This window comes from Bartonella sp. AA78NXGY (assembly GCF_042197005.1).
In the GTDB taxonomy this organism is placed as follows: domain Bacteria; phylum Pseudomonadota; class Alphaproteobacteria; order Rhizobiales; family Rhizobiaceae; genus Bartonella.
The window spans coordinates 25,570-46,071 of sequence record NZ_JBHIRI010000011.1; the positions used below are offsets into that span (position 1 = coordinate 25,570).

Sequence of the window (20,502 nt, forward strand, 5' to 3'; positions counted from 1 at the left end):
CAGGGCTGGCGGTAAAAACTGTACAAGAAAGGATTTAAAATGCTTCTTATGCAGAATCTCCAGTACCAAGAACTATTACAATATTGGGGGTTGGCAAATATAATAGGTGCCGACTTCCTTCTTCATAAGCGTAAAAAGGGTGGTGATCCATGAATTTTATACTCTTTGACGCTCGACAGAGTAAAATGGGCTTAAGAGAAATAAGGGTACCTCTAGCAAGCGCGTAAACAAACAACACAATGAAATGTCTATGCTGAGTAAACACTATAGATTATCCATAAAGACCAAACATCCGTCTTTTATAAGATCGCATAACGAACATGTTGCGGAGTGAGATATTTTGCATCTTACAGCTCATTTTTCCCAAATAGATCTTCTCGACAAAAAGAATATTTTTGTTAAGATGCCACTGAAAAACTTACCTTCATTATGTTCTTTCTATATACCAGACCAGAGGGTATCGTGAAGATCATGCAATTGGGAATAAACAAAAATGAATTTACAACAAATTGAACCTGATATTTTTATCAGCGCCCAACTTAGCATAGAAAATATCAAAACATTGGCACAAGCTGGTTTTAAAACAATTATCTGTAACCGCCCCGATCACGAAGAGCTCCATCAACCTGACTTTTCTAGCATTAAAACGGTCGCAAATGAATATGGCATAAAAGCCTATCACATTCCCATTTCTCCTCCAACTATAGAAAAGTCAGCTGTTGAAGCCATGCAAACAATTTTAAAAACAGCCTCTCTGCCTCTTCTTGCCTATTGTCATCACGGATCACGCTCGCTGCATCTTTATCGTTTAGCGCGTCTTTAAACAGAGGGTTCGCACATTTCCTACGCACCTTAAAAGACGAAGATTCTTAAATACGCATCGATTTGTAAAAAACAATCTGTCAATAATCTTTGTTTTGCGCCTTTCCTTTGGCTTGCCACTTCATAAAACTCTACAAGCAAGCTTTGCTCCTCAATATACAACAAGCATACACACCCGAAGCCATAAAAATGCGTGAAAATTCATATGATGATCGAAGAAAATTATTTTCACCTCACCTTTTATCACTGCTCCACCTTCTTTTTCTCTTCCTTTACCAATACGAACTCATTCGTACGCCACAGACACCTAAAACGACAGTAAAACCACTAAGAAAACCCCATATTCCGAATAAACGGCATGCAGAGTATTTTATAAAAAAGCCGTAAGCCATAATCTATGATTAACTGCGACATATTGATTTATAACAATTAATTATTTTGCACGTTGAGTGATAAATCCTAATACCGTAAGATTCTCTCAAGTCTATTTATAGTGAATCAATCAAAAGCGTGTTTCTTGCATGTCACAAGCAAGAAATATTCGTGTGAAATAAAACGAGTTAAGAACAAACTCTCATAAACGCTCTCAAATAGCCAAGACTGTACAACACTAAAGGCTTGTCAATATAACGGATGGTGTCGGATTGCTCTTTTATTAGGCATAAAGATGATAGCGCTCAACGGAGCTTTCAAGATACCATTCATGAGAGCCATCATGAAAATGAATATGAGAAGCGTTGAGAGATATTTCTTTAAAAGAAGTGCATAAATTAGCAAAACAAGGATATTCCAGCATTTTATTTTACCTGTGGAACCTGATATCCTATGCAAAGAACAACAAAAGCCTGAAGCTGTTATTTTCATGATTTAAGAGATATTGCTCTGGACCCTTTTGAAAGTGGCAAACCCGAATGTAAAAAAGACTGTCATCTGGACTGATTTTCCCCTTTATAACTTCATATTTTTCCCCAATAAGGCTGTAAACCGGTTTCAGAGATTATCCAAATGAATATAGCAATAGACTCTCCCCATCTGGTATACAAAAGCTGTAACAGTAGAGAGAGCACTAAAGCGCCTTAATCCTTATCTCAAACATACTGCTCGCGTTGAGAATCGCTAAACAAAAAGTTTTATGAGAAAAACAACACCATAAAGTCATGAATAGACCGAACATAGATTGGAAAGATGTTCTAACTTTTATCCAATATTTCTATCAAAAAACAACAAAACATTATTGGCTTTGTGTTTTCATATCCTTACAAGACTGTCTTTCCTTTGCATTATAGGCGTTACATTTGTGAAAGACAAAGGAAATATATGGATAGTTTTTAACTTGAAAATCTGAAAGATTGACGTGTTACGACAACAAAATTGTGCCTTTATCCATCAAAAGCATTAGAAATTTTGAAACAATACACCTGCTTTCTCGCAATGATTTCTTTTATCTACAATCAATCGCAGTCTCCTTAATATGCATTCCCCATCACAATATACAAGAGAAACGAAACTTAAAGCATTTTCCAGCAGCTTCATTCTCGTTTACGTGATTGGTCAGCACGAAAACTGCTGCTGACCACTAATCTTCTTCACAAGACTCGACAAACAAAACTTTTGTAAAAATATTCATTACATAATACAAAATATCACATGCGTAAGGTTACACGAACCAACTCTCATCATAAACGATGATACAGCATAAATGACATAATAAGCCAAATTAGAAAAAAGAAACAATAACCTTTTAAAATAAAAAAAGTCATCAATTAAATTTTATCAAACTATAAGCTTAAAATCGCAAGAAATTTTAAAAACAGCCTTTCTCCTTCTTCACGTCTATTATTGCTAAATAGGCTGGTTGCTTATTCTTTACTGCATCTTTTATGATAAGTTTTAACGTATCAGAAAGAAACAAGCAGTAAAGTTTTGAATGACAACAAAAACCATAAAGTTAACTTTGAAAAAAATGATGCCAAAATCAGATCTTCAGATATTCGATTCTCCCTCTCAACAACGGAAAAAACATATATTCCACGATGTTTTGGAATATATCTTTGTGATTATAATCACTTTAAGTGCTATTTTTACAGCTCTTCTCTCTTTTTCAGATCAGTTTAGGACATATTTTTAAAAGTAAGCAGCCTATCCAACGTTGATAATGGTTGTACTGTCTTTAAAACTTCTTTTGCTTTTTTTTCATCACGATGCATTTGCGCAATCAAAGGTTCAAGCCCATCAAATTTTTCTTGTCCTCGCAAAAACTGGAAAAAAGAAACGATACAGCTTTCCCCATAAAGGTCGTCGTTAAAGTCAAACAAATAGGTTTCCAAAAGGGGCGCCCCATCCTTAACAACCGTTGGACGACAACCAAAGCTTGCAACACCATCATACAAAACACCGTTCGCACGACGCAAACGTACCGCATAAACACCATGAGCCAAACGAACTTGGGGAGGCAACATTTGATTAGCGGTAGGAAATCCCAAAAGACGTCCAAGTTTTTCACCTTGAATAATATTGGAGCGTATCCGATAGTGATACCCTAACAAATGGGCTGCTTTGTCCACTTCCCCTTGTGAGAGAAGTTGCCGAATAAAACTCGAGGAAATGATCAAAGATTGTGACTCTTGAGGACGAGCAACGCAAGGAACTTGCACAACCTCAAATCCATATTTCTCTCCCCTTTGGCAAAGAAGATGTACATTTCCACTTTTCTGATGACCAAATTGAAAATTTTCGCCTGTCACCACAACTGAAACATCAAAAACTTCCTTTAAAAACGACTTAATAAATTCGTCCGCTGAAAGAGCGGCAAACTGTGCATCAAAGGGCTGTTCAATCACGCCGTCAAAACCAAGGGTTTTAAAAATTTCAGCTTTTTCAGCTGCCTCTGTCAAACGATAGACAGGAGCTGAATGTTGAAAAAAACTTCTTGGATGGGGTTCAAACGTTAAAACAACAGATGGTTTCTTTTTTATACGCGCGAAATCAAGTGCTTTTTGCAACACCACCTGATGCCCACAATGAACACCATCAAAATTTCCAAGTGCCAACACTGCTCCCCGCCAAGCCGAGGGAAACATATGAATTCCCTGAAGACGCAAAAAATTAGTCATTACTGAAGTGCCCACATGATTGCTTGTGGTTTATAACCATGATGTTCAAGAAAAGAATGCAAAGCTTGCTTATCAACCACACCCTTTTGCGTATAATCATAATGATGAATCCCCCCCATAATATAAAGGGCATCAAGACCAAAGTGAGCCGCCCCCTTAATATCCGTTAAAAGACCATCACCAATAGCTAAAACTTGACTTTTTTCTACTGTTCCCCGTATTTTTTGAAGTTTTTCAAAGGCACATTCATAAATAGGCGCGTGAGGTTTTCCAGCAATGCGCACTTCCCCCCCTAATTGTTGATAAAGACGAGCCAATGCACCAGCGCACCAAAATTCTTTATTTCCATAATGGACAATCACATCTGGGTTTGCACAAATAAAAGGTAAATTCCGCGACCGCATGCGACGAAACATCTCCTCATAAGCAGAGGGTTCTTCGTCAAAATCTTCAAGAAAACCGCTACAGACGACAACAGAAGCCTCCCATTCTTCAACAAATTCACACTCTAACCCTTCAAACAGCACCAAATCACGTTGTGAACCAATGAAAAAAACTTTACGTGGAGCAGTCTGAATGAGATCGCGCGTTACATCCCCTGAAGTGATAATGGCATCATAATAGTCGCTATGAACATTCATGCTTTGTAATTGAGCAGCAACATCTTCCTGTAGCCGAGGAGAATTGGTTAATAAAATGACAGTTTTTCCCATTTGTCGGATTTTATACAACGCCTTCAACGCTGGTTCAAATGCATGCACACCGTTATGCACAACACCCCACACATCACAAAAAACAGCATCATAATGCGCTATAATAGTCTCAATATGGGTAAGTTCATTCATGGTGCACCTATCTCTATTTGTCATTTAAAGCTGTCTTTTACTTTAAAACTACTTACCGAAAGATAATACTTGTGTCATCTGCTTTCTCAAACCATATCCCAACTTTTTATCGTCTATAGAGATCATAAGAAATGATAAAATAACTAAGTTATCATTAAGTTGTGCAAAATTCTAAAATGCTTGATAGCAAAAGCTTATCATTCCCCAATGCTCATTTTTCTCATAAAAATTTTAATTCTAACAACAACGACGTTGATAGAGTTTTTTATCTAAAATACTCAAATTCTTCACTGAGAAAATAAACGTATCCCCCTCTTAAAAACATGCATCATGAGAAAGCCCAATATATTTTCTCATTTCAAATTTGTTTATATTGAGTCAATCAAAACCTATTCGCTTACACATTATAAGCAGAGAGCGTACAGATAAAAACACGTGAAGAAAGAAAAAATAGCTCTTATGCTCCCTTTCAAAGGCAAAAACTGTCGTAATATTTTGAACTGGCAGAGAGTATGTGTCGTCCGAGCATCTTTTTTTCAGTAAAGATAGCAATATAGCTTTTATCCCATTCATAGAGGCTTTTACGCTATATACTTTACGAAGCGCCATTGTAAAATAGGCGCTAACATTGAGAAATATCTTCTAAAACAAACATGTGAATATACAACAATCAGATCTATAATGTTTTGAGTTTATTTTGCATGAGGGCTCTTTACTCATAAAAGCTTTCCCCTATCATCATGATATCTCAGACGCATCAAAACAAGCCATTTTGGTTATTGGTTAAGAGCAACACCGTAAGCGGTGCCTTGAGCTTAAAAACCAAGCTTTACCTTCGTAAAATGCATATCTGATGTCATGAGTTGAGTAAGCAAACCTTAAAAGTTTGAAAGGCAAACAACCTCCTATTAAAAAAAATCTATCCGTCTCAAGAAAAACTATTTTTATTGCCAATCTCCTAAAATTACTTTATGAATCGAAAAGTGTTTTGATCGCATACGCAACGATCAAAAGGGGTCTTGAAAACCCGAAACCCTAGCGTAAAAATAAACCCACTATGTGGGTATCCCAGAATTCCGAGAGATTTTCCTATGTCCAGGTGCTCCAAGCACTAAAAGCAAAATGCTGACTAGGGTTCAGTGTTTTCAAGCTCTCGGAATACCAATGCGAGGGCGCTCGCACCTAGAGGGGGAAAATGCAAGCTCAAAATCTTAATATTGATCTTTTTGTAGGCAAAAAAATTCGCTTTAGGCGAAAAGTGCTAAAAATGTCTCAAAAAACATTAGGGCATCATTTAGGTGTCACTTTCCAACAAATCCAGAAATATGAAAAAGGCTTAAATCGCGTGAGCGCAGGACGTTTAAAGGAAATTTCCGATATTTTGAATGTTCCACTTGCCTTTTTTACACTGATATCATCAAAAAAGACAACACCCCGTACCATTATGATGAAATCGCCTCGAGCAAAGAGGAATATTTGCTTTTAAAAAGTTTTAGAGTCCTCACATCTGTCAAGCAGAAAGCGATTTTAAACTTAATTTGTGATCAAAATTAAAACGCTTTAAAAGCATAGCTATAAAGTGCTACACACCCTATTCTTGTCTTTCTCCCCACACCCCAAAAGGATGCCCCCCTCCTCAAACCGGTTGATAAACGATCCGCCTTTTCAAAAATAGCTCCTTCTCAGCTTCCCATTTCATATGGTTCCTTTCACAAAATTATATAAACAAGCCCTCCCTTGAATATTCATCACACTCTCTTATCAAAATACCCCATGTATAAAGTTTTATGTCTTATATCACCACACCCGCAAACAATAGCGTTTTACAGCACAACAGAATAAGTATTTATCTGTATTTAAAGAGTGGCCCCTTTTCGCTATGGACGCTCTATTTATATTAAATGATGTACATTTAATATACCTGCTATTAAAGACTTAGTATCTGTTATAGAGTCTTAAAGGCATATTTTCCCTCTAAAATCTCAATGCTACACCAACTCTATCATAAGGCAAAACATTGATTTATAAAGACAATTTATTATTTTACATGTTGAATGAGAATCCAGAATATCGTAAGATTCTTTCATTTCAGACTTGTTCCATGTTGAATCAACCAAAACTATATCTCTTGCAGGTTACAAGTGGGAAGAGGCGTATGGATAAAAACTATTAAGTAAGAATTAAAAATGCCTCAAACGAACCGTCTCAATTACCAAGAGCTGTAAGCAACACCCACAAGCTGACAAACTGTGTGATGGTGCAAGGCTTACTCCGTTATGAAGCGTAAAGATGGGGGGCTCAATGGATTTACCCTTATACCCTTTACGAACAGCGTCGCAAAATAGGCTTGAATACCTTGAGAGATATTTCTATAAGACAATGCTATCCTGTTTTCTCATGATCATAATCCTCAATCTAACAAAGATGAAACAAACAATAGGATTGCGAATATGATTTGGGGAGCTCATCTGAAAGATAAAAAATGATAAAAAATCCGCTATAACAATTGAAGAAGCGAGCATTCGTTGAGCCGTAACTTCTTTATTTTAGAATTTTTATATCACACTTTACTGTTGAGATGCATGACCACGGTCTGTAACATCAAGCTTTGGCGAGAAAAACATTTCAGTATCTGCTTGTAAAACATTTTGACAGTTTTTAGATTCCTTAACAGCTTGTCCTGAAAGAGAACACTTCGTTCCCCATTCTTCTCTTAATTTTGCATCTTTTTTTAAATCTTCTACGCTATAGGTTTTTCACACCCCACGACGAATAATAGAGTCATGCATAATAAATAATTTTTTTCATTTTACTCCTCTTTAAATACCTTATCTGTTAATATCATCCCCCCAAATGAGGGTTGAATTTTCACACTGTATGAGAATACAGCCTCACTATCACTTGCTTGCTTTTAAAGTGAATACTCTGAGTAAAATAACGCAAGAAGAGCTCACAATAGCCATCGTATGAGTTTGTCATAAAATACAATGAGAAGGGAAAGAGCCCAAACTGAATACAAATGATGAAATCAGAAGACGCATTAATGCTTTTGTCCAACTGATTTCAAATAGTTACATTGCAATAGGCATCGCCCCTAACCCTATAGAAAGCCTATGAGCATTATAATACTTAAGTCTCACGATCAATGGACTATGCAGCCATAACAAAAAAGTATGAACTCTTTTTACCTATTTGTATGTTGATTATTGTTCCTCCATCGAGGCCTAAATAGAAACGTTTTGTGATATATAGAAAACAATCAGCAATGCAAATCATTTTACGAAGATTTCTTCGTGTAGAGTCTATTTGAAATCCATCCATCATTTGGAAATCTGAATTTAAAAGCAGATAATTATGAAAGCTTTTCAAGGAATGCAACAGATTGATCACTTTTAAAGAAGTAAAAAACGTGATCCAATCCTGAAGACAAAAATTCTGATGAAAAAACTTTTGCTATGAATTCTTTTAAGGCATTGTGAAAGATTTTATCCGTTATATCAAACGTTACACCATTTTGGGGTCTGTTTATTTTTTACTTTTATCAACACCGCTCTAGAAATCCGTTTCTTGAGCGTTTTTTATCGCCTCACTTTCTCCTTCAAACACAAATACTCAAAAATGCTTTGCCACCAACAATGACATTTTCCTGCTTTTATAAAACACATAAGTAAAAATAGAGAAGCGATTTTGAAAGCAACCCTCCCTTGAAAAGGGAAGTACCATCCATTTACTTCCTAAACGAAAATAATCTCACCGTTTATTCAAATTTGCTCTACGATTTGGTACAATTTTATTGATAAAGTTTTCTCTATAAAAATTTAAGTAAATATGTTCGTTAAAACCAATCATGGACTAGCAAAGGGGTTATAGGATCCATTATCTCGCCGCCATTTTAAAGGTTCAGTGAAATCACTCGACCAAAGACCAATCTTGTTGCCACGTGCTTTTTCTTCCGCATGATGATACTGGGCTGGAATAGGATTTTTCCCCTCTTTTGAGAGTACCAACATACCTTCTTTAAGACCTTCCTCAGCTAAATCAACCCCTTGAACAAAACATTGCGCATAATAAACACCATTGTGCATCAAAGCCTGTTTACAGGATAAATCCTGCCCAAGTGTTTTGGTGACAAGCCAAGCCGTTGTAACCGCACCACAGGGCCATTCTTGATCATTTAATCTTGCTTTTTGACGGGGTGCACATGTGTCCACACCATAAAGATGAATATCACGGGAGATATGTGAGCGCCAAGATTGTGCAGCAGGCGTCAGTAATTTAAATGTAACCCCACTTGTAACAGAAGCCTTACCATGAAAAACAACAGCATTATTTGCAACATCATTTAATGAAACACTCTTCTGCAAATCGAGAGCTGGTTCATTTTTTTCTAATTGCTGTTTGGTGATAGATCTACCCAACTTTTTTTCTTCTCGATAGAGATCGACAATATCTTGGATATCTTGCGTCTCAAATGTTTTAAGAATGCTGAAATCCATTTTATCTTTATATTGGCTTAATCCCCACACCGTAGCCCCCATAATGTAAATAATAACAATCAATTTAAATAGCATCTCTTAACACGCTCGCTCAAAAAATTCGTTTTTTTCCTATCATGTCAGATTATTGATCAGCAATCCCCTTGTTTTTAAAGAAAAAATCCAAATATAAGTGTTGCAGATTAACTACATTTTGTAAAGAATGATATTCTTTCTTTCATTATTTTAATATTGTTATTTTTACCAATATACACAACTTAAAATTGCCATTTTCATGTAACACAATCTCAATTTGAAAAGACTTCTGTCTCTTTACGAAGAAGAGCTTGAGAGTGAACAGATCCGCGATCAAGGCTTTTAAAACAAACAAACGAGAAGAATTAAACTGTCATCAAATGACAGCACTTTCCAGTTTGTTAGAGGCAATGGAATGTCGACATATGAACAAATATTATTTGTTAAAGAGAGGTAAAATGACAGATAATAGATTCCAAAACATCATTTTTATCGTGACCATGCTGCTTTTTACGGCAGTTTTTGTATCTGATTTTTCTTATGCTGCTTCTTCTACTACTGGTGGAGGTGGTCTGGGAAATCTTGATGGTGTTTTAGGCAACATTGTCACAATGATGACGGGTCCAACGGCAAAGCTTATTGCTATTATATGTGTTGCTGCTGTGGGGATTGGCTGGATGTACGGCTTTATTGATTTACGCAAAGCAGCTTACTGTGTTCTGGGGATTGCTATTGTTTTTGGTGCCCCTGCTCTTGTCGGTAAATTAGCGGGCACAACATAAATGAACGAAGATACTCTTTTCCTTGCCTGTACGCGCCCAGCCATGTTTGCTGGTGTTACAATGGAAGCCATGGCGCTCAATGTCATGGCGACATCCATTCTTTTCATTTTGACCAGTGATTTTACCATGTTTGGTCTTGGGATTGGGATACACTTTATTTTGCGAGAAGTGACAAAGTACGATCACAACCAATTTCGCGTATTATTTGCATGGCTCAATACCCGAGGAAAACAAAAAAACCTCAACCGATGGGGAGGAGGTTCAACCTCCCCTTTACGCCTTATCCGCACTTATAAGGAACTAAGCTGAAGGAACGAAACTGGTGAAACAGATGTCAATAATGAAACGGGAAACTTTGCCTGAAGAATATATTCCCTATATACGCTACATCAACCAACATGTCGTTGCTTTAAATTCACGCTGTTTAATGGTTGTGATGGCTGTTGAAGGTATAAATTTCGACACTGCGGATATTGATCAATTAAATTCTTTACACAACCAATTAAACACCCTTTTAAAAAATATCGCAGATGAACGGCTTGCTTTATATTCTCACATCATCCGCCGCCGTGAAACGATATACCCAGAAGGTCATTTTCTTTCATCTTTTGCAACAACATTAGATGAAAAATATAAAAAGAAAATGGTTTCGCAAGAACTGTATAGAAATGATCTATTTATTTCACTGCTTTGGAATCCGGCCGCGGATAAAACAGAAAAGCTGGTTTCATTTTTTCAGCGCTTGAGCAAAGCCAAGAAAACACAATCTGAGCCCGACGAGGAAGCTATTCGTAAACTCGAAGAGTTAAGTCAAGATCTTATGCAAGGTTTGGAAGAGTATGAAGTCCGTCTGCTATCCATCTATGAACATGAAGGACTTTTATTTGCCGAACAAAGTGAATTTCTCCACCAGCTAGTAGGGGGAAGACGTGAGCGTATTCCTCTCACATTTGGAACTATTGCTTCAACAATTTACTCGGATCGTGTTATTTTTGGGAAAGAAATTATCGAAATTCGCCATGAAAGCAATGAACGCTTTGTGGGCATGTTTGGATGGAAAGAGTATCCTTCTAAAACACGCCCAGGTATGACTGATGGTCTGCTTACGGTGCCATTTGAATTCATTTTAACACAATCCTTTGTCTTTAAAAGTAAGGCAGCCGCCAGTGCGATTATGAGCCGTAAACAAAATCAAATGATCAATGCAGCTGACCGTGCTAGCTCACAAATCGATGCACTGGATGAAGCGCTAGATGATTTAGAATCAAACCGTTTTGTTTTGGGAGAACACCACATTTCTTTAGCTGTTTTTGCTGATCATCCTAAAATATTGTCTGAAAACTTATCAAAAGCACGTTCCCATTTAACCAATGGAGGAGCCGTGATTGCCAGAGAAGATTTAGGATTGGAAGCAGCATGGTGGGCACAGCTTCCTGGAAACTTTAGCTATCGTGCGCGTTCAGGCGCCATTACCAGCAGAAATTTTGCCGCTTTATCGCCCTTCCATTCTTTCCCTGTTGGCAAACTGAACGATAATGTTTGGGGAGCTGCTGTCGCATTGCTAAAAACACAGGCTGGTTCACCTTACTATTTTAATTTTCATTATGGCGATCTTGGAAACACATTTGTTTGTGGTCCATCAGGATCTGGTAAAACAGTGATTGTTAATTTTCTTCTTGCACAATTACAAAAACACAATCCAACAATGGTTTTTTTTGATAAAGATCAAGGAGCAGAGATTTTTGTACGGGCTGGAGGAGGGAAATACAAACCTTTAAAAAATGGGCAGCCCACGGGTATTGCTCCCTTAAAGGGCATGGAATACACCGAAAAAAATAAAATCTTTCTTCGTAATTGGATCTTAAAGCTGGTGACCGCTGAAGGGCAAATCGTAACAGAAGAAGAGCGACAAGATATCGCCAAAGCCATTGATTCCTTGGAAAACTTACCCCCAACCCAGCGCTCTCTTGGTGCCCTTCAACTGTTTTTTGACAACACATCCAAAGAAGGAATTGCCATACGGCTGCAACGCTGGATTAGAGGCAATGATTTAGGATGGGTTTTTGATAATGACCAAGATGATCTCAATTTAAATGCGCAGTTCATTGGCTATGACATGACCGATTTCTTAGATAATGAAGAAATTCGGCGCCCCTTAATGATGTATCTCTTTCACCGCATTCTTGATCTGATTGATGGGCGGCGCATCATTATCGTCGTTGATGAATTCTGGAAAGCTTTAGAAGATGATTCATTTAAAGCTTTTGCGCAAGATCGGCTAAAAACAATTCGTAAACAAAATGGCATGATGCTCTTTGCAACACAAAGCCCTAAAGATGCTTTGAACTCAACAATCGCGCACACAATCATTGAGCAATGCCCCACCCAAATATTTTTTCCAAATCAAAAAGCAAATTACAATGATTATGTCGAAGCTTTCAAACTTACTGAGCGTGAATTTGAACTGATACAGTCAGAGTTAAGCAGAGAATCCCGTCGTTTTCTCATCAAACAAGGACAAAGTTCCGTCGTTGCAGAACTTAACTTACGTGGAATGAATGATGAGATCGCCGTTTTAAGCGGCACAACAAAAAACATTGAACTCATGAATGAAATTATCAACGAATATGGAGCTGCCCCTGACAAATGGCTGCCCATATTTTATCAAAGGAGAAAAAATCAATGAAAAAATATGGCTTAGTTACACTGTTATCTTTTTCTTTTATTTCTCATGCAATAGCGCAAACAACATCTGATGTGGATGAATATTATAAACAAGCACTCGAGAACACACAAAAATTAGATGCTGCAAAATCAGAAACAGCTGAAAACATTTATAAAAGCGCAACTGAAACTGCAAAAAAAATCAAAGAAATAAATCATCAACTTGAAAATATTAAATCAAAACCAGACACAAAACCAGAAGAATTGCAAGCCCTTCGACAAGATCTTCAAGTAAAGCTTTCTCTTCTTCAAGCCGATCTTCAAGTAGCTTCTTTAAAACTTCAGTCTCTTGATATGATTCAAGCAAGAGATACGAAGACAAAAGATGAATTACGTGAAGAAAAGGAACAAAAAAAGCATAAATATCTTGAGGCACAATTAAAAGAAAAAGAAAAAGAATTAAAAGAAAAACTTGAAAGTACAAGTACAAATGTCAGACTTTAGTTTTTCTCCCTTTGAAAGCGTTTCTGGGTATATTTTAAAACCCCTTGATAATGTGATGGACACGACGGTGAGTGGGCTGTCTTCTGCTATTTCAGCGCCCTTAAATCTCGCCGCAATCATTTTTATCTTTCTTTATGGCTATAATGTTATGACAGGTCGCGTTGCGCTTTCCATGCATAGTCTTCTCAATAATGTTGTTAAAATCGTTGTTGTTACAACAATGGCAACGAATGCGGATACATTTAATACTTATGTCAAGGATATTTTCTTCAATGATTTATCCAATGCTATTGGGAATGCGCTTAACAGTAATCCTGCAAGCTCCAATGTTTTTGATTATATTTTGTTAAAGGCAAGTTCGCGTTATCAAGAAGTCTTATACAATGCTTGGTTTTTTGAAAAGATCATTGTGGGTCTTCTTGGTTCTATCATGCTTCTCGCGGTTATTCTTTTTTGTATAGGTGGTTTTATTGTGCAAATGTTTGCACAAGTTGCACTCGTCATGATTATAGGTCTTGGGCCTCTATTCATTAGTTTGTATTTGTTCAATGCAACGCGAAAATACTCCGATGCATGGATTACAACTTTGATCAATTTTACCATTTTACAAGTTCTCGTAATCATGCTTGGAACCATTATATGTCAAGTTATCCTACAGGTTCTCAAAGTTTCATATGAATCAATTTATGTTCTTTTTCCCCCTGTCATCGTCATTTCGATCATAGGAGTTATTATCTTCCGTGCGCTTCCTGGTATTGCAACAGCGCTGGCCTCTGGCGGACCATACTTTAACGCTGGTGTCTCTTCAGGAGGACAGATTTTTACAATGCTTTCCAATGGTGCAAGAGCGAGTGGCAATGCAGTAAAAAGTGCCACTTCACAAATCTCAGGAGCTGCCGGTAACGCTGTTAGAAGTGCGGCAGGGGCGGCAGCAAAAGCAGGTAAATCTGGAGGCGGTCGTGGTCGATTTTAAGATAAAGCACCTCTTTAAAAGAATAAGCATTTTTGTTTTTGCCTTGTGTGCGCCCTTTGGCGTACACGCCATGATCCTGTTCCAGATAAGATCTAACATCTTGGGTCTAACAATAAAACCAATCAAAACCTTGCATCACATAAACTTGTAAAAATGTTCAGAACAAAGGCTCTCATGCATTGTATTCCAAGATATTTGTGAGTTCAAAAAATGAAACGAAAAATAACTTTTGTTATGGTCCTAACAATCGCTCTTACTGGTTGTGCCTCTTTGAGTGGCCCTAAAAAACCACCACGCTGTAATGGCAAACATACACGCGCTTTAAATAAAGATAAGTGGAATTGGGACAATAAAAACATTGTCTACCCAGAAAAGAGTGTAAAGCCTGTTACCACTCCCATCATTCTCAATACTTTGGAAAGTGAAAAAGTAACAGCCAATTCAGCTTTATTAAAGCCGGTTATTCATGAAGCACGATCTGATAAAACTGTGGAGGTTATGCGTGAAAAGTGATGCCCTTGAAGAATATATAAAAGAAGCGCGCTCATTTGACATTGATCGCATGCATAGCATGCGCGTGCGGATGAAAATCTCCATGGCTTTAACAGTGCTTTTTGGATTGATGACAATTGCGCTGGCTTTAGCTGTCGCAGCTTTGACACCTTTGAAAACGGTAGAGCCTTTTGTTATCCGCGTTGATAACTCAACAGGCATTATTGATACTGTAAGCGCCCTAAAAGAATCCCCTAACGACTATGATGAAGCGATAACGCGTTATTTTGCCAGCCAATATGTTCGCGCTCGTGAAGGTTTTCAAGCATCAGAAGCAGAAAACAATTTTCGCTTAGTCTCTCTTTTATCTTCTCCAAAAGAACAAAACCGTTTTGCAAAATGGTACGCGGGCAATAATCCAGAAAGTCCGCAAAATATTTATCATAACATGATTGCTACGATCACAATCAAATCAATCTCTTTTATAAGTAAAGATCTTATCCAAGTTCGTTACTATAAAACGATCAGAGACTTGAATGAAAAGGAAAATATTTCCCATTGGATTTCAATCTTAAATTTTTCCTACGTGAACGCACACATTTCAACGTCTGATCGTCTTATCAACCCTCTTGGTTTTCAAGTATCGGAATATAGATCTGATCCAGAGGTGATAAAATGATCAGACTTTTACAAACAATCTCTTTAATTTTTACGATCACTGTCAGCTTTCACACAGCTCTCTCACTTGCGGAAACAGCGCCTGTCAGTGCACGTAAAGATAACCGCATCAGATTTGTCAATTATGACCCCTACAACGTCGTACAAATCATTGGCTCCATTCGCTCTTCGGTTCAACTAGAATTTGCCGTTGATGAAGAAGTAACCTATGTAGGAATTGGAAATTCGGTTGCTTGGCAAGTTGCACCGGCTGGACACTTTGTTTTTCTCAAACCACGTGAAGTTCAGCCTGTGACCAATTTACAAATTGTCACAAGCCGCCAAGATGGAACACAACGCTCTTATCAATTCGAGCTACAAGTCCGTGAAGGCGATGTTTCAGCCGGCAATGAGACGTATTTCTTGGTAAAGTTTCGTTATCCAGAAGATGAAGCCTTACGTAAGAAATTAGCCGAAGCAGAAAAAGAAAAACAACGTGAAGAAAACTTTGTCAATGATATTTTAAATATCCATGAAGATTTTGGACCACGCAATTGGGCTTATGAAGCTCAAGGCTCATCTCTTATTGAACCTGCTTCTGTCTATGATAATGGGAAAACAACAACCTTTACCTTTTTAGGCAACATTGAAATCCCTGCCATTTACATTGTATCGCCTGATGGGCAAGAAGCGCTTATTCCCAAATCGATTAAAGGCAACAAGGTTATTGTTCATGCAACAGCTGCACAATTCACGCTACGACGTGGGAATGAAGTATTGTGCATCTTTAACAAAAGGTTCGTACCAAAAGGAATTAATCCTGAAACAGGTACGACATCACCATCTGTACAACGTAAAGTGAACCTAGGAAGCAGCCATGAATAACACCGTGGATGAAAAAAGCATTAATGATCGCGATACAATAAAAAATGCTCAAGGGAAAAGTCAACAGAACAATGTGGGGAAAGCTATTGCTCTTATTATTCTTTTCAGTGTCTGTCTTTATTTAGCCTATTCAACACTTGTTACAGACAAAAAGCAACCAATTGAATCTTCAAAAGAAGGAAAAGTTATAAAACAAACAGAGCTTTTTCATCCTGCAAAGCCTACCCCTCCCCCCTTTGAACAGCCTCAACGAAATAACGCTCTATTACCAAAAGTCGAGCTACCAACACCAAACATCAATCAATTAAATTCTGATGACTCACTGCTGGAGGCAGCACAACGTGCTCCTGTATTAGCTTATGCAAGTACACAACAAGGCAAAATAGATTCACAAACAAATAATGGTGCTTTGCCTCACCAACTTGAAAGCAAACCTGATGAAACGACACAACGTTTTAATCATCTTCTCAAACCCACAGTGCTTGAAGGTATTCGTGCTTCAACCCTTGGCAACCGAAACTACATCATCGCGATGGGAACTTCTATTCCTTGTATTTTAGAAACAGCCATCAACAGTGATCAACAAGGTTTTGCCAGTTGTATCATCTCCAGAGATATCTTATCAGACAATGGTCGTGTTGTACTTCTTGATAAAGGCACCCAAATTGTTGGTGAATATCGCGCCGGATTGAAAAAAGGCCAAACACGTCTCTTTGTACTATGGAATAGAGCAAAAACCCCCAATGGTATCATTATATCTTTAGCTTCACCGGCAACGGATGCTTTAGGGCGTTCTGGTATGGATGGAGATATTGATAACCATTGGCTCGAGAGGATTGGGTCTGCGCTTCTTGTCTCACTAATAAAAGATGCAACACACTATGCCAATAAACGTTTATCAAAAAAACAGGAAAAAGAAGAAACTGAAACAATCTCTTCAGGACAAAACATCGCAAACATTCTCGTAGAAAATTACGCCAATATTCCTCCAACATTATCCAAAAACCAAGGGGAAATGGTGAATATCTTTGTTGCCCGCGATTTAGATTTTTCCAGCGTTTATAAATTGAAAGTCATCGAAAACAAAAAACAGATTATCAATCGAGCTGTTTCAAGAAACTTTTACAAAAATTCGGCGGTAACTTTAGAATGAACTCAAACTTACATACCATGAGCGATGAAACCGTTGCGATTGTTCTCACAAAACTTGAACCCATCAGTGCTTTTTTGAAAGATGATAGACTCTTTGAAATTGTTATCAATCGTCCCTATCAAGTCATGACTGAAGGATTTGATGGATGGAAAACAATAGAAGCACCGAGGCTCTCTTTTAATGAGCTTATGGGGATTGCGAAAGTTGTAGCATCCTATTCCAAGCAAAACATATCGGACAAAAACCCAATATTATCTGCAACGCTACCAGGCAATGAGCGTATTCAAATTGTCATTCCGCCCGCTGTCGAAAAAGACACGATTAGTATGACAATTCGTAAACCGTCATCGCAGAGTTTTTCTCTCGAAGAGCTCGCAAATAAGGGCCTCTTCTCGCTCTGTGAACAGATCTCTTTCACACCCTTGAATGACTATCATTCTCGTTTTAACGAACTCAAAATCATCGAGCATAAATTAGCCAATGCCTACTGTAATAAAGACTTTGTCTCTTTTTTAAATCAAGCTGTAGAATGCCAGAAAAATATTTTAATTGCGGGAAAAACCGGTTCGGGTAAAACAACATTATCAAAAGCATTAATCGCAAAAATCCCTCAAGAAGAGCGTATTATCACCATCGAAGACACACAAGAATTGGTGATACCACACCCTAACCATGTCTCAATGTTCTATTCAAAAGATGGACAAGGCTTAGCCTCCGTTGGCCCCAAAGAGTTGCTTGAATCATCTTTACGGATGCGTCCTGATCGTATTCTTTTGCAAGAACTTCGAGATGGTACAGCCTTTTATTATATCCGCAATGTCAATTCAGGCCATCCAGGTTCCATTACGACGGTTCACGCATCAACAGCCCTTGCAGCCTTTGAGCAGATGACCCTTTTGGTCAAAGAAAGTGAAGGCGGTGGTGATTTAGAGCGTGATGATATTCGAGGCCTGTTGATTTCAATGATTGATATCATCATCCAATGCAAACGGATTGAAGGAAAATTTAAGGTCACAGAAATTTATTACGATCCCTTCAAACAACGAAACATCTTTGGAGGTGACTAAAAGAAGATCACACCGGCTGCCAAAGGTTCTTTTAAAGCAACGATTGCAAATAAGAGAAAAAATGCATGAAAATCAACGAAACAGAAAATAGAGAAAACCTTTTATCGATGACAGAAGAAGAATTAAAAAAACGCCGTGAAGCCGTTGAAGCAGCCATCAGCACCCATACGATAGAGGGAATAGCGCTTCATCCTACAACACTCAAAATTTTAGAAGAATACGCAAAGGGGAATATTTCACTCGAGGAATTTAACACTCTTATGGACAACGTAAAATTATAAGGAAGCTGCGATGCCAAAAGCAAAAGCAAAAGCAAAAGCAAAGACAAAAAATATACAGACAGTTTCTCCCCATCATTATGTCTACCCAAACACCACAACACTCAAAAATAAATATGGAATAAAAGACTTAAAATCCTTTCTGGAGAAATGCTCACATGATACAGCAGAAGCAATGGTTAATCTGCGTGAATCCCCCGTACCAGAAAAGTTTGATAGCTCCTATCTATGCTCTATTCATCACCACTTATTTAAAAATACCTTTGAATGGGCTGGATATCTGCGCCATCTCCCCTTTACATTTGAAGATGGCACCACAGCCGCCATGCCCGAAATGAAAAGAACAGGATGGGAAAATCCTTTTGCACTCGGCGATGAAATCCAAGACGGTTTACAAAAATTAGATCAAACGCTTGCCGAAAAAGATAATTTGCAAGGCTTAACACGTGAGAAATTTAACGCTGAAGCAATAAGCTTATTTAACTTCCTTCACCAACTCCATCCTTTTAGGGGAGGAAATGGACGTACACAACGGGTCTTTTTTGAAAATCTCGCCAAAGCCGCAGGGCATCAGCTTGACTTTTCACTTGTTACAAAAGAACGCATGATGCTCGCCAGTGTTGCTGTAGCAGAAAATGGTGACCTAGAGCCAATGCAACATCTGTTTGAAGATATCTCTAATCCCAATAAAATACTTCTTTTAAAGGAATTCATGAACAACATGAAAGAACTTGGGCGCAATGTTAATGATCGTCCTGTTATGGTTGCAAAAGAAGGTGAAACTTACACAGGTACCTATAGGGGTGCTGGTTATGATAGCTTTGCTTTCAATGTGAAAGGCGCTTACATCATCGGCAATAAAGAACAGCTCACGCCAGAACAACTCAAAACATTAAAACCTGGTGATAGATTTACTTTTACCGTTCCCAAAACAAAAAAGCTTGAAAGCATTCTCATTCCACAAGAAAGATTAGCCCCTTTGACAGAAAATGAAACGGCCCAAATGGTTGCAGAAGATTCTTGTGTCCACGCAAGCCTAAAACAGGTTCAGCAATTGTCAAAAATTGTTTATGGTAGTACAAAAACATTAGACAAACAGATGGTAGAAATCATCAAAAATCCAAACTTAGGCCAACCGCTCGCCAACCAGATTGAAAGAGCACCGCACTCTATTTCTCATCTTGCCGGTTTCAGTTTATGTGGACTACAAAATCAGGCACGTGCAAACGCTAAAAATCATCTTGAGATGCTCTGTACTGCCGTTGTAAATTTTGCCCATGCAGTGAGACATGCTGAAAAGGAAATTACGCAAGAACATGCAACAGAACAAAGTCGCCTTGCAAAAATGGTAGAAATGCCAAGTCAAAGCTTACAAAACCTCTTCGCCTTGCCAAAAGAATTACAGCAAGAAGCTTTAGCAAAAAATCCTTTATGTCAAAAAGAGCTCAGCAACTTTGTAAAAAAGATCAACACCCGTCTCTCACCAAATGAACATAACGCAGTTCAAAATAATGATTATGGAACATTGACTCAAAGCATTGGTGTATCAGAAAATAAAGCCAAACAAATTACACAAATTATTAAGCAAACCAAAGAAGTACACCAGCAAGCACAAGTATGCACAATGCACCGTTCCAAAGCATTCGCTATGGCCTGCTAAGAATAGACAAAACCTTCCTCCTTAATGAGAAAGGCTCATAAACGAAAACTGTTTGGCGTTATCTGCACCTTTGCAAAAAGAGATGAGAGTTCATAT

16 protein-coding genes and 2 pseudogenes are annotated in these 20,502 nt (G+C 37.9%); 14 read left to right on the plus strand and 4 right to left on the minus strand.

The genetic code is table 11. The features are described 5' to 3' along the window. Window positions 1-493 precede the first annotated feature (493 nt). Complete coding sequence (locus ACFINL_RS07050) at window positions 494-823, plus strand: TIGR01244 family sulfur transferase (protein ID WP_375610590.1); 330 nt, start codon at window positions 494-496, stop codon at window positions 821-823. A 2,110-nt stretch (window positions 824-2,933) separates the two neighbouring features. On the opposite strand, the gene ACFINL_RS07055 is transcribed toward ACFINL_RS07050, so the two are convergent. Together ACFINL_RS07055 and ACFINL_RS07060 are read right to left on the minus strand one after the other, a co-directional pair. After that, window positions 2,934-3,935, minus strand: a complete 1,002-nt coding sequence (locus ACFINL_RS07055) for a bifunctional riboflavin kinase/FAD synthetase (RefSeq protein WP_375610591.1) — start codon at window positions 3,933-3,935, stop codon at window positions 2,934-2,936. Next, complete coding sequence (locus ACFINL_RS07060) at window positions 3,935-4,780, minus strand: TIGR01459 family HAD-type hydrolase (protein ID WP_375610592.1); 846 nt, start codon at window positions 4,778-4,780, stop codon at window positions 3,935-3,937. The genes ACFINL_RS07055 and ACFINL_RS07060 overlap by 1 nt, the downstream gene beginning before the upstream one ends. Before the next feature lie 1,195 nt (window positions 4,781-5,975). On the opposite strand from ACFINL_RS07060, the pseudogene ACFINL_RS07065 reads away from it, so the two are divergent. Further along, window positions 5,976-6,334 (plus strand): annotated as a pseudogene (locus ACFINL_RS07065) (helix-turn-helix domain-containing protein). 1,013 nt (window positions 6,335-7,347) lie between these two features. Here the strand turns inward: ACFINL_RS07065 and ACFINL_RS07070 are convergent. Together ACFINL_RS07070 and ACFINL_RS07075 are read right to left on the minus strand one after the other, a co-directional pair. Further along, a pseudogene (locus ACFINL_RS07070) lies at window positions 7,348-7,476 on the minus strand (hypothetical protein); the annotation flags it as partial. 1,149 nt (window positions 7,477-8,625) lie between these two features. Further along, window positions 8,626-9,351 (minus strand): hypothetical protein, encoded by a 726-nt coding sequence (locus tag ACFINL_RS07075; RefSeq protein WP_375638527.1) that lies wholly within the window; start codon window positions 9,349-9,351, stop codon window positions 8,626-8,628. Between the two features lie 398 nt (window positions 9,352-9,749). On the opposite strand from ACFINL_RS07075, the gene ACFINL_RS07080 reads away from it, so the two are divergent. The 12 genes from ACFINL_RS07080 to ACFINL_RS07135 all read left to right on the plus strand — a co-directional run bounded on the left by ACFINL_RS07080 (window position 9,750) and on the right by ACFINL_RS07135 (window position 20,406). Continuing rightward, entirely contained in the window at window positions 9,750-10,073 is a 324-nt protein-coding gene (locus ACFINL_RS07080; protein ID WP_375613587.1) for a TrbC/VirB2 family protein, read from the plus strand. Then, complete coding sequence (locus ACFINL_RS07085; RefSeq protein ID WP_273723684.1) at window positions 10,074-10,382, plus strand: type IV secretion system protein VirB3; 309 nt, start codon at window positions 10,074-10,076, stop codon at window positions 10,380-10,382. Window positions 10,383-10,404: 22 nt separating this feature from the next. Next, window positions 10,405-12,759 carry a VirB4 family type IV secretion/conjugal transfer ATPase gene (locus ACFINL_RS07090; RefSeq protein WP_375612194.1) on the plus strand — a complete coding sequence of 785 codons (2,355 nt, stop codon included), beginning with the start codon at window positions 10,405-10,407 and terminating at the stop codon, window positions 12,757-12,759. After that, complete coding sequence (locus ACFINL_RS07095; protein ID WP_375651221.1) at window positions 12,756-13,241, plus strand: type IV secretion system protein VirB5; 486 nt, start codon at window positions 12,756-12,758, stop codon at window positions 13,239-13,241. Before ACFINL_RS07090 ends, ACFINL_RS07095 begins: the two co-directional genes overlap by 4 nt. After that, window positions 13,228-14,214, plus strand: coding sequence for a type IV secretion system protein (locus ACFINL_RS07100; RefSeq protein ID WP_375610597.1), 987 nt, complete (start codon window positions 13,228-13,230; stop codon window positions 14,212-14,214). The genes ACFINL_RS07095 and ACFINL_RS07100 overlap by 14 nt, the downstream gene beginning before the upstream one ends. Before the next feature lie 210 nt (window positions 14,215-14,424). Next, window positions 14,425-14,727 carry a type IV secretion system protein VirB7 gene (locus ACFINL_RS07105; RefSeq protein WP_375610598.1) on the plus strand — a complete coding sequence of 101 codons (303 nt, stop codon included), beginning with the start codon at window positions 14,425-14,427 and terminating at the stop codon, window positions 14,725-14,727. Beyond that, window positions 14,681-15,385, plus strand: coding sequence for a virB8 family protein (locus tag ACFINL_RS07110; RefSeq protein WP_375610599.1), 705 nt, complete (start codon window positions 14,681-14,683; stop codon window positions 15,383-15,385). The genes ACFINL_RS07105 and ACFINL_RS07110 overlap by 47 nt, the downstream gene beginning before the upstream one ends. Continuing rightward, a complete protein-coding gene (gene virB9 / locus ACFINL_RS07115; RefSeq protein WP_375612192.1) occupies window positions 15,382-16,248 on the plus strand; it encodes a P-type conjugative transfer protein VirB9 in 867 nt (288 codons plus the stop codon). The genes ACFINL_RS07110 and virB9 overlap by 4 nt, the downstream gene beginning before the upstream one ends. Beyond that, a complete protein-coding gene (gene virB10 / locus ACFINL_RS07120) occupies window positions 16,241-17,401 on the plus strand; it encodes a type IV secretion system protein VirB10 (protein ID WP_375612191.1) in 1,161 nt (386 codons plus the stop codon). The genes virB9 and virB10 overlap by 8 nt, the downstream gene beginning before the upstream one ends. After that, window positions 17,398-18,468 carry a P-type DNA transfer ATPase VirB11 gene (virB11, locus tag ACFINL_RS07125; RefSeq protein ID WP_375651223.1) on the plus strand — a complete coding sequence of 357 codons (1,071 nt, stop codon included), beginning with the start codon at window positions 17,398-17,400 and terminating at the stop codon, window positions 18,466-18,468. Before virB10 ends, virB11 begins: the two co-directional genes overlap by 4 nt. Before the next feature lie 65 nt (window positions 18,469-18,533). Continuing rightward, window positions 18,534-18,749, plus strand: a complete 216-nt coding sequence (locus ACFINL_RS07130) for an antitoxin VbhA family protein (RefSeq protein WP_375651224.1) — start codon at window positions 18,534-18,536, stop codon at window positions 18,747-18,749. A 10-nt stretch (window positions 18,750-18,759) separates the two neighbouring features. Continuing rightward, a complete protein-coding gene (locus tag ACFINL_RS07135) occupies window positions 18,760-20,406 on the plus strand; it encodes a BID domain-containing T4SS effector (protein ID WP_375651226.1) in 1,647 nt (548 codons plus the stop codon). Window positions 20,407-20,502 lie beyond the last annotated feature (96 nt).

Coding starts and splice junctions, on each gene's coding strand:
- virB9 (WP_375612192.1), top strand. CDS start 15,382: ATGATCAGACTTTTACAAACAATCTCTTTAATTTTTACGATCACTGTC.
- ACFINL_RS07085 (WP_273723684.1), top strand. CDS start 10,074: ATGAACGAAGATACTCTTTTCCTTGCCTGTACGCGCCCAGCCATGTTT.
- virB11 (WP_375651223.1), top strand. CDS start 17,398: ATGAACTCAAACTTACATACCATGAGCGATGAAACCGTTGCGATTGTT.
- ACFINL_RS07060 (WP_375610592.1), bottom strand. CDS start 4,780: ATGAATGAACTTACCCATATTGAGACTATTATAGCGCATTATGATGCT.
- ACFINL_RS07090 (WP_375612194.1), top strand. CDS start 10,405: ATGTCAATAATGAAACGGGAAACTTTGCCTGAAGAATATATTCCCTAT.
- ACFINL_RS07075 (WP_375638527.1), bottom strand. CDS start 9,351: ATGCTATTTAAATTGATTGTTATTATTTACATTATGGGGGCTACGGTG.
- ACFINL_RS07095 (WP_375651221.1), top strand. CDS start 12,756: ATGAAAAAATATGGCTTAGTTACACTGTTATCTTTTTCTTTTATTTCT.
- ACFINL_RS07100 (WP_375610597.1), top strand. CDS start 13,228: ATGTCAGACTTTAGTTTTTCTCCCTTTGAAAGCGTTTCTGGGTATATT.
- ACFINL_RS07135 (WP_375651226.1), top strand. CDS start 18,760: ATGCCAAAAGCAAAAGCAAAAGCAAAAGCAAAGACAAAAAATATACAG.
- ACFINL_RS07055 (WP_375610591.1), bottom strand. CDS start 3,935: ATGACTAATTTTTTGCGTCTTCAGGGAATTCATATGTTTCCCTCGGCT.
- virB10 (WP_375612191.1), top strand. CDS start 16,241: ATGAATAACACCGTGGATGAAAAAAGCATTAATGATCGCGATACAATA.
- ACFINL_RS07080 (WP_375613587.1), top strand. CDS start 9,750: ATGACAGATAATAGATTCCAAAACATCATTTTTATCGTGACCATGCTG.
- ACFINL_RS07105 (WP_375610598.1), top strand. CDS start 14,425: ATGAAACGAAAAATAACTTTTGTTATGGTCCTAACAATCGCTCTTACT.
- ACFINL_RS07050 (WP_375610590.1), top strand. CDS start 494: ATGAATTTACAACAAATTGAACCTGATATTTTTATCAGCGCCCAACTT.
- ACFINL_RS07110 (WP_375610599.1), top strand. CDS start 14,681: ATGAAGCACGATCTGATAAAACTGTGGAGGTTATGCGTGAAAAGTGAT.
- ACFINL_RS07130 (WP_375651224.1), top strand. CDS start 18,534: ATGAAAATCAACGAAACAGAAAATAGAGAAAACCTTTTATCGATGACA.